At 65.8% G+C, this 14,797-nt stretch carries 12 protein-coding genes; 9 read left to right on the forward strand and 3 right to left on the reverse strand.

The genetic code is table 11. The features are described 5' to 3' along the window. Positions 1-25: 25 nt before the first annotated feature. Positions 26-895 (reverse strand): tRNA glutamyl-Q(34) synthetase GluQRS, encoded by an 870-nt coding sequence (gluQRS, locus tag AC066Y_RS01065; RefSeq protein WP_478272277.1) that lies wholly within the window; start codon positions 893-895, stop codon positions 26-28. A gap of 201 nt (positions 896-1,096) precedes the next feature. Between gluQRS and AC066Y_RS01070 the strand changes: the two genes are divergently transcribed. Next, complete coding sequence (locus tag AC066Y_RS01070) at positions 1,097-1,750, forward strand: DNA-3-methyladenine glycosylase family protein (protein ID WP_478272564.1); 654 nt, start codon at positions 1,097-1,099, stop codon at positions 1,748-1,750. Between the two features lie 121 nt (positions 1,751-1,871). Next, on the forward strand, positions 1,872-3,473 hold the full coding sequence (locus AC066Y_RS01075; protein WP_478272565.1) for a glycoside hydrolase family 17 protein: 1,602 nt from the start codon (positions 1,872-1,874) through the stop codon (positions 3,471-3,473). A 9-nt stretch (positions 3,474-3,482) separates the two neighbouring features. Here the strand turns inward: AC066Y_RS01075 and AC066Y_RS01080 are convergent, their stop codons facing one another. Then, positions 3,483-4,370: a LysR family transcriptional regulator gene (locus tag AC066Y_RS01080; RefSeq protein ID WP_478272566.1), complete on the reverse strand. Its 888-nt coding sequence runs from the start codon at positions 4,368-4,370 to the stop codon at positions 3,483-3,485. Between the two features lie 174 nt (positions 4,371-4,544). Between AC066Y_RS01080 and AC066Y_RS01085 the strand changes: the two genes are divergently transcribed. The 5 genes from AC066Y_RS01085 to AC066Y_RS01105 all read left to right on the forward strand — a co-directional run bounded on the left by AC066Y_RS01085 (position 4,545) and on the right by AC066Y_RS01105 (position 11,298). Beyond that, complete coding sequence (locus AC066Y_RS01085) at positions 4,545-5,516, forward strand: NAD(P)H-dependent flavin oxidoreductase (protein ID WP_478272278.1); 972 nt, start codon at positions 4,545-4,547, stop codon at positions 5,514-5,516. 59 nt (positions 5,517-5,575) lie between these two features. Beyond that, a complete protein-coding gene (locus AC066Y_RS01090; protein WP_478272567.1) occupies positions 5,576-7,171 on the forward strand; it encodes an acyl-CoA synthetase in 1,596 nt (531 codons plus the stop codon). Between the two features lie 104 nt (positions 7,172-7,275). Then, positions 7,276-8,361, forward strand: coding sequence for a DUF2855 family protein (locus AC066Y_RS01095; RefSeq protein ID WP_478272279.1), 1,086 nt, complete (start codon positions 7,276-7,278; stop codon positions 8,359-8,361). Positions 8,362-8,473: 112 nt separating this feature from the next. Beyond that, positions 8,474-10,261: a flavin-containing monooxygenase gene (locus AC066Y_RS01100; RefSeq protein ID WP_478272280.1), complete on the forward strand. Its 1,788-nt coding sequence runs from the start codon at positions 8,474-8,476 to the stop codon at positions 10,259-10,261. Between the two features lie 62 nt (positions 10,262-10,323). Next, the gene (locus AC066Y_RS01105; protein WP_478272281.1) at positions 10,324-11,298 is read left to right on the forward strand and encodes a peptidyl-alpha-hydroxyglycine alpha-amidating lyase family protein; all 975 of its coding nucleotides are present in this window, start codon (positions 10,324-10,326) and stop codon (positions 11,296-11,298) included. A gap of 161 nt (positions 11,299-11,459) precedes the next feature. Here AC066Y_RS01105 and AC066Y_RS01110 read toward each other — a convergent pair whose 3' ends face one another. Beyond that, positions 11,460-13,220, reverse strand: coding sequence for a chloride channel protein (locus AC066Y_RS01110; RefSeq protein ID WP_478272282.1), 1,761 nt, complete (start codon positions 13,218-13,220; stop codon positions 11,460-11,462). A gap of 192 nt (positions 13,221-13,412) precedes the next feature. Between AC066Y_RS01110 and AC066Y_RS01115 the strand changes: the two genes are divergently transcribed. Then, positions 13,413-13,970, forward strand: coding sequence for an HNH endonuclease (locus AC066Y_RS01115; protein ID WP_456760521.1), 558 nt, complete (start codon positions 13,413-13,415; stop codon positions 13,968-13,970). Positions 13,971-14,276: 306 nt separating this feature from the next. Next, positions 14,277-14,795 carry a MarR family winged helix-turn-helix transcriptional regulator gene (locus AC066Y_RS01120; RefSeq protein WP_478272283.1) on the forward strand — a complete coding sequence of 173 codons (519 nt, stop codon included), beginning with the start codon at positions 14,277-14,279 and terminating at the stop codon, positions 14,793-14,795. Positions 14,796-14,797: the final 2 nt, after the last annotated feature.

Consider the following 14,797-nt stretch of genomic DNA (forward strand, 5'->3'; position numbering starts at 1 on the left):
GCTTCGCGATCAAATGCGGCCGGATCTATGGCAAGCCGACCAGGCGGCGGATATCGGCCGGGCTAGCGCCCTCCGCCCGCAGCTCGCGCAGTCCGGTCGCCCGGGTCGATTTCGACAGCTTTTGGCCGGCGGCGTCCCGGATCAGCGCATGGTGCCGGTAGGCCGGCACGGGCAGGCCGAGCAGCTTCTGCAGCAGCCGATGCACGCTGGTTGACCAGAACAGGTCAACGCCCCTGACCACATCGGTGACGCCTTGCAGGGCGTCGTCGATCACGACCGAGAGATGGTAACTGGTTGGGGTCTCCTTGCGCGCCAGGATCACGTCGCCCCAAGCCTCCGGCCGGGCCGCCACGTCCCCGGTCTCGCCGGCCGGACCCTCACCCGCTTCCTGCCAGCGCAGGCCGCCGCTGCGCGCGCATGCTGCCGCCATGTCGAGCCGCAGCGCGAACGGCGCGCCCTGCCCGATCAGTCGGTCGCGCTGCTCGGCCGAGAGGGATTTCGCCGTTCCCGGATAGAGCGGCCCGCCGTCCGGATCGCGCGGCCACGCGCCAGCGGCCTCGCGTTCCGCGACCAGCCGCGCGATCTCGGCGCGGCTCTCGAAGCTCGGATAGACCAGCCGCTCGGCCGACAGGCGGTCGACCGCCGCGCGGTAGGCGGCAAAATGCTCCGACTGCCGCCGCACCGGGGTCTCCCAGGCGATGCCGAGCCAGGCCAGATCCTCGTAGATCGTCTGCTCGAATTCGACCCGGCAGCGCGTCGCGTCGATGTCCTCGATCCGCAGCAGGAAGCGTCCGCCCGCGGCACGCGCCAGGTCGTGGTTGAGCAGCGCCGAATAGGCATGGCCGAGATGCAGGTAGCCATTCGGACTCGGGGCGAAACGGAAAACGGGTGGCATGGCGTTCGATCGCGGGTCATTGCCGGGCCCGACCCGGCGATCCTTGTTTGGGCATGATCTTCGCGCAAACGCATTGCGTTTGTCGCAAGCGAAAACCGGTTTCCACTTTTCCGGACCATGCGGCTGGACAAGACTCTGTTACGATAGGAGATGGATGCGCGGGTCAAGCCCGCGCATGACGAGCCGAATGCAGATCCCGCAATGCTGATCCATCTCGAAACCCAGGCCGACCTCGACGAGGCCATCCACAAACTGGTCGACCAGGATCGCCGGCTGCGCCCGATCCTCGAACTGACCGGCATGCCGGCCATCCGGCAGCGCGAGCCGGGGTTTGCGGGGCTTGCCGCGATCATCTGCGGTCAGCAGCTGTCGACCGCGAGTGCTGCCGCTATCTGGGGCCGCGTGAGCCAGGCGTTCGACCCGTTCCACCATGATGCGATCCGCAAGGCGCGGGCCGACCGGCTCGGCCGGCTCGGGCTCTCGGCAGCCAAGATCAAGACGCTGAAGCATATCGCGCGCGAGCTCGCCGAGGAGCGGCTGAATCTCGACGTGCTCGCCAACGAAGAGGCCGATGCGGCGCACAACACGCTGACCGCGCTGCCCGGGATCGGCCCGTGGACCGCCGACGTCTATCTCTTGTTCTGCCTCGGCCATGGCGATGCGTGGCCGGCGGGCGACCTCGCCGTCCAGGAAGCGGTCAGGGTCGGGCTCGGGCTGAAGGAGCGGCCGACGCCGAAGCAGATGGCACCGCTTGCCGAGCCGTGGCGTCCGCTGCGCGGCGCCGCCGCGCATCTGTGGTGGGCGTATTATCGCGTGCTCAGGAATCGCGAAGGCGTGATCGCCGGCGCGAAGTAGGTCGTCGAGAAAACATTCCAACTGCGTGAACGCGTGTTATAGCATCAACAGACGAATACTCATTCAATTTGCCGGCCTCGCCCATTTTGCCCAGCACATCCTTCCTGCAAGGAGGACGGACCTGGTTTCACTTCGCACTCCGCTGCTTCTCCTGATATCCCTCGGGGCTATCGCCGCGGCGTGGTGGTGGCTGGGCATCCCGGTCAGCCTGGTGCGCGCTCCGATCGATCCGAGCGATAAAGTCCAGTGCATCTCCTACGCCCCGTTCCGCAACAATCAGACATCACTTGCTCCCGCGACGCAGGTCACGCCGGAACAGATCGCGGAAGATCTCGCGCAACTCGCGAAGATATCCGACTGCATCCGCACCTATGCGACCGATCTCGGTCTCGACCAGATTCCCGGGCTCGCAGCCAGGGCGGGGCTGAAAGTCATTCAGGGCATTTTCCTCGATCGGGATCGAAAGAAGAATGCAACGCAGGTCGAAACGGCGATACGCCTCGCCAAGCAATATCCAGACACGATCATTGCTCTCGTGGTCGGCAACGAGGTTCTGCTGCGCAAGGAAATGTCGGCGTCCGACCTCGGTGACCTGATCCGCTCGATCAAGGCGCAGGTTAGCGTCCCCGTCACCTACGCCGACGTCTGGGAGTTCTGGCTGAGCAATCGCGAACTTTCCGACGCCGTCGATTTCGTCACGGTTCATATCCTGCCCTACTGGGAGAATATCCCAATCCCCGCGGAACGTGCCGCGGCTCACGCCGACGAGATGCGCCGGCAGATCGCGGCGGTTTTTCCGGGCAAGGAGATCTTTATCGGAGAAATAGGTTGGCCGAGTGAAGGGCGGATGCGCGAATCCGCGCTGCCATCGCGCGTCAATCAGGCGCGGGTCGTCTCGGAAGTGCTCGACCTTGCCCGGCGCGAGCATTTCCGCGTCAACCTGTTCGAGGCCTATGACGAGGGATGGAAGCGGGAGATCGAGGGCACGGTCGGCGGATCCTGGGGCCTGTTCGATTCGGAAGCGCGCACGCTGAAATATCCGCCTGGCCTGCCGATCAGCAATTTTCCGTTCTGGAAACTGCAAATGTGCAGCGGAATGGCGCTGGCGATCCTGGTGTTCGGCGCAGCCTGGCTGACCTCGCGCCGCAAGCCGAACGAGCCCGAATTCGTGTCATGGCTCGCGGTCGGACTCTCGGCGACCACAACCGGAATCCTGTTCGGGGTGGCCACGCAAAGACTGGTCTATGAAAGCCATGGAACGGGAGGCTGGCTTGTGTGGGGCTCGCTTCTGGCGGCGGCAACAGCCTCGCCGGTGTTCGGCGCCAACGCGCTGATGTCGGGTCGCGCGCCGCCCAGCTTCCAGGAATTGTTGGGTCCGAAGGGCTACCACACCGAAACGGTGCTGGTGACCGTGCACGGATTGGCCTTGATCGTCACCACGGTGATCGGGACGGCGGCCGCACTGGGCCTGATATTTGACCCGCGCTTCATCGATTTTCCTTTCGCGCCTCTGACCATGGCGGCGGTGCCGTTCGCGGCCATGACATTGCTCAATCCTGCTACGAAGGGAGTCCGCCCTCTGGCGGAATCGATCTTTGCCGGCATTTTTGTCGCAGCCGCCATCTATGTGGGCTTCAACGAAGGACCAGAGAACTGGCAGGCGCTGTGGACGTGCGCCGTCTTTATGCTGCTTGCGTTGACGCTGTGGCGGGCGCGAGCCTGAGAACCGGCTCTAGCCGCGCAGCCTGACGCGATCCTCGCGCGCGCAATCGGTGACGAAGCCGATGACGGCACGCACCGGGGGAAGCTCGACCAGGTCGGGATGGGCGAGCAGCCAGAGATCGGAGAGGCTCGACAGCTTTTGCGGAGCGACCCGAGCCAGATCGGGATAGTCGGCCCCGACCAAACAGGACAGCGCGCAAATCCCAAGCCCGGCCCGCGCCGCCGCCAGCATGTCGCCCTGCGAGGAGCAGCGCATCACCAGCGTGCCCTGCCGCGTGATGACATCGCTCCACCGCGCCAGCCGCGCATTCGATGCCTGGTCGGCAAACCCGATCACGCTGTGCCCCCGCCACTCGTCCGGCCGCTCCGGCAGCTTGCGCCCGGCGGCATAGCCGCGTGACGCGTAGAAGCCGGCGCCGAGCCGTCCGATCTTGCGCCCGATCAGGTTCTCGTCGCCGGCGTCGACCGGCCGCAGCACCACGTCGGCCTCCCGGCGCCTGACACTCGCCGGAAACGGGTGGGTGATGATCTCGAGCTGGATGTTGGCGTGATCGCGCAGGAACGGCCCGAGGCGCGGCATCAGCCAATGCGCGGCCAGCGTCGCGCCGATCGACAGCTTCACGACGCCGCGGGCCTGCTCCCCGGTGGCGGACGCGGCCGCCTCCGCGCGCAGGGCTGCTGCCGCCATTACCTCGGTGTGCTCGCGGAACTTGCGGCCATGCGATGTCAGGGACAGGCCATCATTCGAACGGGCGAATAGGCGGGTCCCGAGCTGCTTCTCGAGCGCTGCGACGTTGCGGCCGACGGTGGGGTGGCTGATGCGCAGCCGCCGCGCCGCGCCGGCGAAGCTGCGCGTCTCCGCCACCGCGACGAACGTCTTGCAAAGCTCCCAGTCCATGCCGCCGCCCGCGCCTCTGTTCATTTCTGGCCAATCAGCTGTTCAATATTGAACGTCATGACGCAGCCGTCCAGCCTTATATTGCCGCGCCAAGGGAGCCGCCGCTCCAGCCATCACAACAAATCGCGATTCGCCCCGGCACCGGCCGGGCGGCGCACATGGAGGATCCGAACAATGTCGCTGCCCGCCTCGCTCGCCAACCGGCTTGAACTGCCGGTCGTCGGTTCCCCGCTGTTCATCGTCTCGGGGCCCGAGCTCGTGATCGCGCAGTGCAAGGCCGGCATCGTCGGCTCATTCCCGGCGCTCAACGCCCGCCCGGTCGAGAAGCTCGACGAATGGCTGACACAGATCGAGAACGAGCTCGGCGAGTACCAGGCGAAGCATCCGGAGAAGAAGGTCGCGCCCTACGCGGTCAACCAGATCTGCCACGCCTCCAATGACCGGCTGATGCATGACATGGAAACCTGCGTGAAGCACAAGGTGCCCATCATCATCACTTCGCTGCGCCCGCCGTCCGAAATCGTCGAGGCCGCGCATTCCTATGGCGGCGTGGTGTTCCACGACGTCATCAACGTGAAGCACGCCCGCAAGGCCGCCCAGCAGGGCGTCGACGGATTGATCCTGGTCTGCGCCGGCGCGGGTGGCCATGCCGGCACGCTGTCGCCGTTCGCGCTGGTGCGCGAGGTCAAGCAATGGTTCAAGGGCACCATCCTGCTGTCGGGTGCGATCTCCGACGGCTGGAGCATCGCGTCCGCACTCGCGCTCGGCGCCGACCTCGCCTATGTGGGCACCCGCTTCATCGCGACCGAGGAGGCCAATGCCGACATCAGGTACAAGCAGGCGCTGACCGAATACGCCGCGCACGACATCGTCTATTCGAACCTGTTCACCGGCGTGCACGGCAACTACCTCGGACCGTCGATCGCAGCGGCAGGGCTCGATCCCGGCAACCTGCCGGTCGCCGACAAGTCCAAGATGAATTTCGGCTCCGGCGGCAACACGAAGGCCAAGGCCTGGCGCGACATCTGGGGTTCGGGCCAGGGCATCGGCCAGATCACCGACGCCCCGCCGGTCGGCGAACTGGTGGCGCGAATGAAGGCGGAGTTCAACGAGGCCCGCAGCGATTTCCTGCGCGCCAGCGCCTGACGTCGCTCGAATCGTTCCGGCCGTGACACCATCCGCCGGGTCGATTATCTGTCATTCCGATCAGCGCGGCCCAGCCGTTCAACGGCCGGGCCGGACCAGCTTCGGCGACTTCTCAGGCGCGCCAGGAGAAACGCAATATGATCATCAGCGGCGACAGACAGATCGGCTACGGCGACATTCACGCCCGCATCGCGCGGGCGGCGACCGGCTTCCGCGCGCTCGGCGTTCGGGGCGGCAAGCCGGTCGGCATGATGCTGCGCAACGATTTCGCGCTGTTCGAGGTGGTCGCCGCCGCAGCCGCGCTCGGCAGCCCGGTGGTGCCGATCAACTGGCATCTGAAGGCCGACGAGGTCGCCTACATCCTGTCCGACAGCGGGGCCGACACGCTGGTTTGTCACGCCGATCTGTTGCCGCAGATCCACGACGGGCTGCCGCCGGGGATCACGCTGCTGGTGGTGACGACGCCGCCGGAGATTGCCGCGGCCTATGGCGTGGCGCCGGCGTCCACGCGCGTGCCCGACGGCATGACCGATTGGGATATCTGGCGTGAAACGCATCAACCGCTGACCGAGGCGCCGATCGGCGCAGCGCCGATGTTCTACACGTCCGGCACCACGGGACTGCCGAAGGGCGTCAAGCGCAAGCCGATGCCATCAGAGCAGCAGGCGGCGGCCACGCGCGTCGGCGCCATCACCTACGGCGTCAAGCCGAACGAGGATCAGGTGATCCTGATGAACGGCCCGATGTATCATTCGGCGCCGCACTCCTATGGCATGCTCGCATTCCGCTGCGGCTGCGTGATCGTGCTCGAGCCGCGCTTCGATCCCGAAGATCTGCTGCAGTTGATCGAGCGCCACCATGTCACCCACATGCATATGGTGCCGACCATGTTCGTGCGGCTGCTGCGCCTGCCGGAAGAGACGCGACGCCGCTACGATCTGTCGTCGCTGCGCTTCATCGTGCACGGCGCGGCGCCCTGCCCGGCCGACGTCAAGCGCGCGATGATCGAGTGGTGGGGACCGGTCATCAACGAATATCTCGGCTCCACCGAGACCGGCATCCCGGTCTGGCATTCGTCCGCCGAGGCGCTGGCCAAGCCCGGCACCGTCGGCCGCGCCATCGAGGGCGGCATCGTCAAGATCTTCCGGCCCGACGGCACGCAATGCGACGTCGGTGAACCCGGCGAGATATTCATGCGCCAGACGTTGATCTCGGACTTCGACTATCACGGTAATGCCAAGGCACGCGCCGAGGCAGATCACGACGGCCTGATCAGCGTCGGCGACGTCGGCTATCTCGACGCGGACGGCTATCTGTTCCTGTGCGACCGCAAGCGCGACATGGTGATCTCGGGCGGCGTCAACATCTATCCCGCCGAGATCGAGAATGCCCTGATCGGTATGGAAGGCGTGCGCGACTGTGCGGTGTTCGGCGTGCCCGACGACGAATATGGCGAGCGGCTGTTCGCCTGCGTCGAGCCGGAAGCCGGCAGCATGCTGTCGGTTGCGGCGATCCAGGAATTCCTCCGCGGCAAGCTCGCCAATTTCAAGGTGCCGAGGGACATCCGCTTCATGGAGGCGCTGCCGCGCGAGGCCACCGGCAAGATCTTCAAGCGCAAGCTGCGCGACCTCTACCGCGACGGACAGCTTCGCTGACCAAGGTGACGGTGAGGCGAACGGCGTTTGAAACTTAGTTGCTGTTGCAAAAGGCCGGCGATCGACGCAACGATGCCGGCGCATCTGACGCCGGGATCATCGCCATGAACTCCACTGACTTCATCGTCATCCGCAACGACCTGCAGCAATGCAAGGTGATCGAAACGCAGTTGCCCGATGCCGCGGCCCTGCCGGCCGACGCGCTGCTGGTGAAGGTGACCCGCTTCGCCTTCACCGCCAACAACATCACCTACGCCGTGATCGGCGAGCAGCTGAAGTACTGGCATCTGTTCCCGGCGCCCGAGGGTTACGGCATCATCCCGGTGTGGGGCTTTGGCGAGGTGCTGGCCTCGAAGCATCCCGCCGTCGCGGCCGGCGAAACGCTGTTCGGCTATTTCCCGATGGCGACGCATCTGGTGATCGAGGCCGCCGACGTCAGCAAGCGCGGCCTGCGCGACGGTGCCGCGCACCGGCAGGAGGTCTCGCCGGTCTACAATGCCTATGCCCGCGTCTCCGGCGATCCGACCTATGCCGGCCGGCAGGGCGATTTCCGCGCGCTGCTGCTGCCCTTGTTCATGCTGTCGTTCCTGGTCGACGACTTCCTTGCCGAGAACGAGTTCTACGGTGCACGCCGCGTCATCCTGTCGTCGGCCTCGAGCAAGACCGCGTTCGGGCTCGCCCATCTCCTGCACAAACGCGGTATCCGGGTGATCGGGCTGACCTCGAAGGGCAATGTCGATTTCGTCACCTCGCTCGGCTGCTATGACGACGTCGTCACCTATGACCAGGTCACCGCGATCCCTGCGGCCGAGCCCACAGCCTATGTCGACATGGCCGGCAACAGCGCGCTGCGCGAGACCCTGCACCGGCACTTCGGCGCGCAGATGGTCTATTCCGGCCGGGTCGGGCTCACGCATCGCGCGAGCGAGCCGGACGAGCCGACGCTGCCCGGCGCCAAGCCGGTGTGGTTCTTCGCCCCGGACCAGATCCGCAAGCGCGCCAAGGAATGGGGTCCCGGCGGCATCGACCAGCGTTTCGGCGCCGCTTGGACGGAGCTCGTGCCGCATCTGCCCAACTGGCTCGATGTCGTCGAGCGGCGCGGCCCGGCCGCGGTGCGCGCGGCCTATCTCGATACCCTGCAGGGCCGCGTTCCGCCGGATCAAGGCCTGATCCTGTCGCTGGCCGAATAGGCGATATCCCGTCACGCCCTTTCTGCGGCCTCGCCAATGGGTATAGGCTTGCGCGCAAGGGAACGCCGCCAAGAAAACGTCACCAAGGGCGGCCGATGACGAGAAACGCTCAATGCTCGACAAGACGGACGATATTTCGGTCGCCGCCGACAATTGGCTTGTGCAGTTCGAGGATGCGCTGGCGGGCCCCGACGATGTGCTGCTGAAGCCGCTGTTCCATCCCGAGAGCTACTGGCGCGACGTGCTGGCGCTGAGCTGGAACATCCAGACCGTCAACCGCGCCTTTGCAATCATCGAGGAGCTGCCAGCGCATGCCCGCCGCAGCGCGCCGCATGATTTCCGCATCGATGCCGAGCGCGCGCCGCCCCGCCGGGTGATGCGCGCCGGCACGAACGCGATCGAGGCGATCTTCAAGTTCGAGACCGCTACTGGCCGCGGCCACGGCATCGTGCGGCTGATCCCTGACGCCGCCGACGACGATCGGCTGAAGGCCTGGACGTTGCTGACGGCGCTGGAGGAACTGAAGGGATTCGAGGAGCAGCAGGGACACACACGGCCGCGTGGACAAGCCTATTCCCGCGACTTCCGCGGCCCCAACTGGCTCGACCTGCGCAAGGCATCCGCCGAATACGTCGACCGCGATCCCGATGTGCTGGTGGTCGGCGGCGGACAGGCGGGACTTGCGATCGCCGCGCGGCTGCAACAGCTCAAGATCGACGCGCTGATCGTCGACCGCGAGGCGCGCGTCGGCGACAATTGGCGCAAGCGCTACCACGCGCTGACCCTGCACAACCAGGTGCAGGTCAATCATTTGCCCTACATGCCGTTCCCGCCGAACTGGCCGACCTACATCCCGAAGGACAAGCTCGCCAACTGGTTCGAATCCTACGTCGATGCCATGGAGCTGAACTTCTGGACCGGCACGGAATTCGTCGGTGGCAGCTACGACGATGCACAGGGACGCTGGACCATCGAGCTGCGCCGCGCCGACGGCACGGCGCGGAAACTGCAGCCACGCCATGTCGTGATGGCGACCGGCGTCAGCGGCATTCCGAGCGTGCCTGATATCCCCGGCTTGAAGAATTTCTCCGGCAAGGTGCTGCATTCGAGCGGCTATGAAGACGGCGAGCATTGGGCAGGCAAGCGCGCGCTGGTGATCGGCACCGGCAACAGCGGCCACGACATCGCGCAGGACCTGCATTCCTCCGGCGCCGAGGTGACGCTGGTGCAGCGCTCCTCGACGCTCGTCACCAATATCGAGCCGTCCGCGCAGCTCGCCTATGCCGCCTACAATGAAGGCTCGCTTGAGGACAACGATCTGATCGCGACCTCGATGCCGCTCGCGCTCGCCAAGCGCAGCCATGTGCTGATGACCGAGCAGTCGAAGGAGCTCGACAGACCGCTGCTCGACGGTCTCGCGCGCAAGGGTTTCAAGCTCGATTTCGGCGACGGCGGCACCGGCTGGCAGTTCAAGTACCTGACCCGCGGCGGCGGCTATTACTTCAACGTCGGGTGCTCCGATCTCGTCGCGAGCGGCGCGATCGACCTGAAGCAATTTGCCGACATCGAGACCTTCGTGAGCGAAGGCGCACGGCTGAAGACCGGCGAGACGGTCGCCGCCGACCTGATCGTGCTCGCGACCGGCTACCGGCCGCAGGAAGAGCTGGTGAAGAAACTGTTCGGCGAGGCGATGGCCGCGCGCGTCGGCCCGATCTGGGGTTTTGGCGACGGCCAGGAGCTGCGCAACATGTATACGCGCACGCCGCAGCCCGGCCTCTGGTTCATCGCCGGCAGCCTCGCGCAATGCCGCATCAACTCGCGCTATCTCGCGCTGCAGATCAAGGCGATCGAGGAAGGCCTGTTGCCGCGCGATGTCGGGCCGGTGGCGAAGCTAACTTGATCATCCGTCATTCCGGGGCGCGCATAGCGCGAGCCCGGAATGACGAAAAGGGGGAGACCGCGATGCCAACCATCCTCGGCACCGGCGAGCACCGCTATCGCCCGGTGGAGAATTTCGCGAAACTCCCCGATGGCTGGAACCTGACGGATGTCGCCTCCGTCGCGGTCGACAGCAAGGACCGTGTCTATGTCTTCAACCGCGGCGAACATCCGATGGTGGTGCTCGACCGCGAGGGAAACTTCATCCGGAGCTGGGGCGAAGGCCTGTTCGCGCGCGCCCACGGCCTGCATATCGATGCCGACGACAATCTCTATTGCACCGACGACGGCGACCACACCGTGCGCAAATGTTCTGTTGACGGCAAGGTGCTGCTGACGATCGGCATCCCGAACAAGCCGGCGCCGTTCATGAGCGGCGAGCCGTTCCACCGCTGCACCCATACCGCGCTGTCGCCGAACGGCGAGATCTATGTCTCCGACGGTTACGGCAATGCCTGCGTTCACAAATACACGCCGGACGGTAGGCTGATCAAAACCTGGGGCGAGCCCGGCACCGATCCCGGCCAGTTCAACATCGTGCACAACATCGCGGCCGACGCCGACGGCTGGGTCTATGTCGCCGACCGCGAGAATCACCGCGTCCAGGTATTCGACGGCAACGGCAGATACGAGACCCAGTGGAACAATCTGCACCGGCCCTGCGCGCTGTGCTGCTGCGGCGGCAAACAGCCGAACTTCGTGATCGGCGAGCTCGGCCCCGGCATGGCCGTCAACCGCAAGGTCCCAAATCTCGGCCCGCGGCTGTCGATCGTGGATCACACCGGCAAGCGGATCGCCCGGCTCGGCGGCGAGCACGGCCCTGGCGTCGAAACCGGCAAGTTCCTGGCGCCGCACGGCATCGCGCTGGACTCGCGCGGCGACATCTATGTCGGCGAAGTCGGCGTCACCGACTGGAAGACCAGCTTTCCGGACACCGAGATGCCGGCCGCGGTGCGCGTGACGCGCTGCTTGCAGAAGCTGGAGCGGGTGACGGTGTAGTCGCGCCGTATTGAAGAACAGTGCCCCCTCTGTGCCCGTCACCCTGAGGTGGCCGCGAAGCGGCCGTCTCGAAGGGTCGACGGCCCGGCTGGTGGCCGTGCATCCTTCGAGGCTCGCTGCGCTCGCACCTCAGGATGACGGGTCGAAAGCGCCCTCCGCAATCAAATCTCGCCGATCACCTCGCGGCGGCGCTGCTCGGATTCTTCCGCATAGCGCCGCATCGCGTGCGCCTCGGTGAGCAGGCCGATCGGCCGCCGGTCGCCGTCGTCCTCGACCACCGCGAGCGATTCCGCTTCGGCGGCGTCGAACACCGCGATCGCCTCCTGCACATTCATGGCGGGATGCAGCACCACGTCGGCGCAGCGCAGGATGGCGGCAAGCCCCTTGTCGGCCTCGAGATCGGGCGCGTGCGCTTCCGCGACCAGCGCGAGCCCGGCATAACGTCCCTGACCATCGACCGCGACGACCTGGGTCTTCGAGCCGGGCGGGAATTCCTCGCGAAACGCCTCGATCGGCATCGCGGCGTTCACCGTCGTCATGTCCTGCCGCATCATCTTGCTGACCGTGAGATCGCGGATCCAGCCGATATCGGCGGCACTACGGATGGTCTCGCCGCGCAGATGCAGCCGCCAGGTCGCGAACGAATAGCCGAACAACTCACGCGTGATCGTGGTCGAGATGATGACCGCGACCAGCACCGCGGTGGTGAGCCAGAGATTGCCGGTGGATTCCAATGCGATGAACGACATCGTCAGTGGACCGCCGATCACCGAGGCCGACAGCGCGCTCATGCCGATCACGGCATAGGCGTTGGGATCGAGGTTGAGCCCCGGCCACACGATGTCGACGCCGGCCGCGAACAGCCGGCCTCCGAGCGCGCCCATGAACAGCGTGGCGAAGAACAATCCGCCGCGGAAGCCCGAACCGAGCGACACGATCGAAGCGACCGCCTTCAGCGCGAACACGCCGGCAATGAAGGTGAGCGGCATCGCCACGATGCCGGCGAAGCGCAGCGCGCCGTGGCCCGACGACATCACTTGCGGCGTCAGCAGCGCCATTGCGCCGACCGCAAGCCCGCCCAGCGCCGGCCGCAGCGGCGGCCAGAGCCGGGTCTTGGCGAGCAGCGTCTCGCACAGCGCCACCCCGCGCATGATCGCAATCCCGGTCAGGGCCGCAACGACGCCGAGCAGCGCGGCGATCGCAAGATCCCGTCCGAGCACGTCGCCGACGGTTCCGACGCCGACGCCAAGTGGCAGCGGCTCGAAAGCATGGGCGACGAAATAGCCGGCCACCGCTGCCACACCGACCGGGGTCAGGCTCGCCGGCGTATAGCCGCCGATCACAAGTTCGAAAGCGTAGAACGCGCCCGCCAGCGGCGCGCTGAAGGCGCCCGCGATCGCCGCCGCCGCGCCGCAGCCGACCATGATTCGCTGGTCGTTGCGGCGGAGATGAAAGCCGCGGCCCAGCGAGGCGGCCAGACCGCTCGAAAGCTGGGTGTAGCCGGCCTCGAGCCCGACCGAGCCGCCGACGCCGCTCGACCAGATGGTCTGCAGCGCCACGATCACGCTGCCGCGGAACGACATCCGGCCGCCATAAAGCGCGTTGGCCTCGATCGGGTCGATTTCCCGGGCCGGCCGGACCCTGAGCAGCAGCAGGAACGCTACCCCAAGCACCAGTCCGCCGACCGTGGGAACCACGAGGGCGCGCACGGGATCGATGCTGGGCTGGCTCGACAGCCGATCGCCCAGCGGCAGATTGAACAGCACCGAATGCAGCACCGTGACGAGGCCGCTCATGACCGCCACCACCAGACCGCCGATGGCGCCGATCAGCAGCGCCAGCACCACGAGGCTCGTCTCGTGCGCGCGCACGAATGCGCGCAACCGGCGCGGCGCCTCGAGATAGCTTGTGGTCGTGGTCATCGGCAGGGTCCGTCACTGGCCGACAGGGCCTTGCGGCTCCCTTTACGGGCCTCGCGGGCGGGAGGCAATCGGGGCAGGAACATGGCAGGGCATGGCGGATAAGCCGCTCATTGCTCTTCACAATCCCGTCACGCTGCCTGTAGTATGTGATTGCATGCTGCTTCGCAGCTAATGGGAGATCAGGAGCGTTATTTGAACGCACATGTCTCGCAAGGCGGTTGGCCGGTGCTGGTCTTGAATGCGGACTTCCGGCCGCTGAGTTATTACCCGCTGTCGCTCTGGTCCTGGCAGGACGCGATCAAGGCGGTGTTCCTCGATCGTGTCAACATCGTCGAATATTACGACCGGGCGGTACGAAGTCCTTCCTTCGAAATCCAGTTGCCGAGCGTCGTATCCCTCAAATCATTCGTCAAGCCAAGCACCCACCCCGCCTTTACCCGGTTCAACGTTTTCCTTCGCGACCGATTCAGCTGCCAATATTGCCTGTCGGGCGACGACCTCACGTTCGATCACATCATTCCGCGCAGCAAGGGTGGCCAGACCACCTGGGAGAACGTCGTCGCCGCCTGCTCGCCGTGCAATCTGCGCAAGGGCAATCTGACGCCGCAACAGGCCAAGATGTTTCCGAAGCAGACGCCCTACGCCCCAACGGTGCATCAGCTCCACCGCAACGGCCGGCTGTTCCCGCCGAACTATCTGCACGAGAGCTGGCTCGATTATCTCTACTGGGATACTGAGCTCGATCCGTAGAGCGCGCTGTATTGGTCAGCCTGGCAGTGCAGAACACCAAGCTCGGCGCATTGAGATCGAGCCGCGTGCTGCACGAGCTTGTGCAGCGCTTGCCGTCGGCGATCTCCTCGAGCCGCCTGGTTCGACTAAAATATCGAAAACAACCCCATGCACGGTAGGGGTTGGGGCCACTCGTCATCCACCGACATCAGGTAGACGCCCATCCACATACCGACACCCCTGCTGCCTGATCGCATTTGCGTGATCATCGGCAATGCTCGCAGCAATATTATTGCAGCCTAATAGTTTGTATCCTATCTAATTTGCATGCCTCCTTCGCAATCCCATATCCACGCCGAGATCGGTCGCCTGATCACCAGGCTTGGGCGGATCTGGCGGCGCGAGTCGGATCAAGCGCTGTCCGATCACGGCCTGTCCTACGCGACGGCGATTCCGCTGCTGGTGCTGTCGCGGCAGGGCGAGAACGTCCGCCAGGGCGTGCTCGCCGACGAGCTGGGGATCGAGGGGCCTTCGCTGGTGCGGCTGATCGATCTGCTGCAGTCCGAAGGCCTGGTCGAGCGTCGCGAGGACCCGACCGATCGGCGCGCCAAGACACTGCATCTCACCGCGGCCGGCGAAGCCAAGGTCGAGGAGACCAACCGGGTGCTGCGCCGCGTGCGGGCCAGCGTGCTGAAGGATATCGGCAGCGAGGACCTTGCGGTAACCTTCGAGACGCTGCAGCGCATCGAGGCGCGGGCGAGCCGCCTGCAAGACGCCAAGAGCGCTGCAGCCAAGAGCGCTGCAGCCAAGACCGCTACAGCCAAGACCGCTGCAGAGGCGAAATAGTC

This window comes from Bradyrhizobium sp. USDA3010, assembly GCF_056429065.1.

What these genes read in the sequence shown, in the direction of transcription:
- AC066Y_RS01105 (WP_478272281.1), top strand. Translation starts at nt 10,324, where the DNA reads ATGCCAACCATCCTCGGCACCGGCGAGCACCGCTATCGCCCGGTGGAG.
- gluQRS (WP_478272277.1), bottom strand. Translation starts at nt 895, where the DNA reads ATGCCACCCGTTTTCCGTTTCGCCCCGAGTCCGAATGGCTACCTGCAT.
- AC066Y_RS01100 (WP_478272280.1), top strand. Translation starts at nt 8,474, where the DNA reads ATGCTCGACAAGACGGACGATATTTCGGTCGCCGCCGACAATTGGCTT.
- AC066Y_RS01085 (WP_478272278.1), top strand. Translation starts at nt 4,545, where the DNA reads ATGTCGCTGCCCGCCTCGCTCGCCAACCGGCTTGAACTGCCGGTCGTC.
- AC066Y_RS01120 (WP_478272283.1), top strand. Translation starts at nt 14,277, where the DNA reads ATGCCTCCTTCGCAATCCCATATCCACGCCGAGATCGGTCGCCTGATC.
- AC066Y_RS01070 (WP_478272564.1), top strand. Translation starts at nt 1,097, where the DNA reads ATGCTGATCCATCTCGAAACCCAGGCCGACCTCGACGAGGCCATCCAC.
- AC066Y_RS01080 (WP_478272566.1), bottom strand. Translation starts at nt 4,370, where the DNA reads ATGGACTGGGAGCTTTGCAAGACGTTCGTCGCGGTGGCGGAGACGCGC.
- AC066Y_RS01095 (WP_478272279.1), top strand. Translation starts at nt 7,276, where the DNA reads ATGAACTCCACTGACTTCATCGTCATCCGCAACGACCTGCAGCAATGC.
- AC066Y_RS01110 (WP_478272282.1), bottom strand. Translation starts at nt 13,220, where the DNA reads ATGACCACGACCACAAGCTATCTCGAGGCGCCGCGCCGGTTGCGCGCA.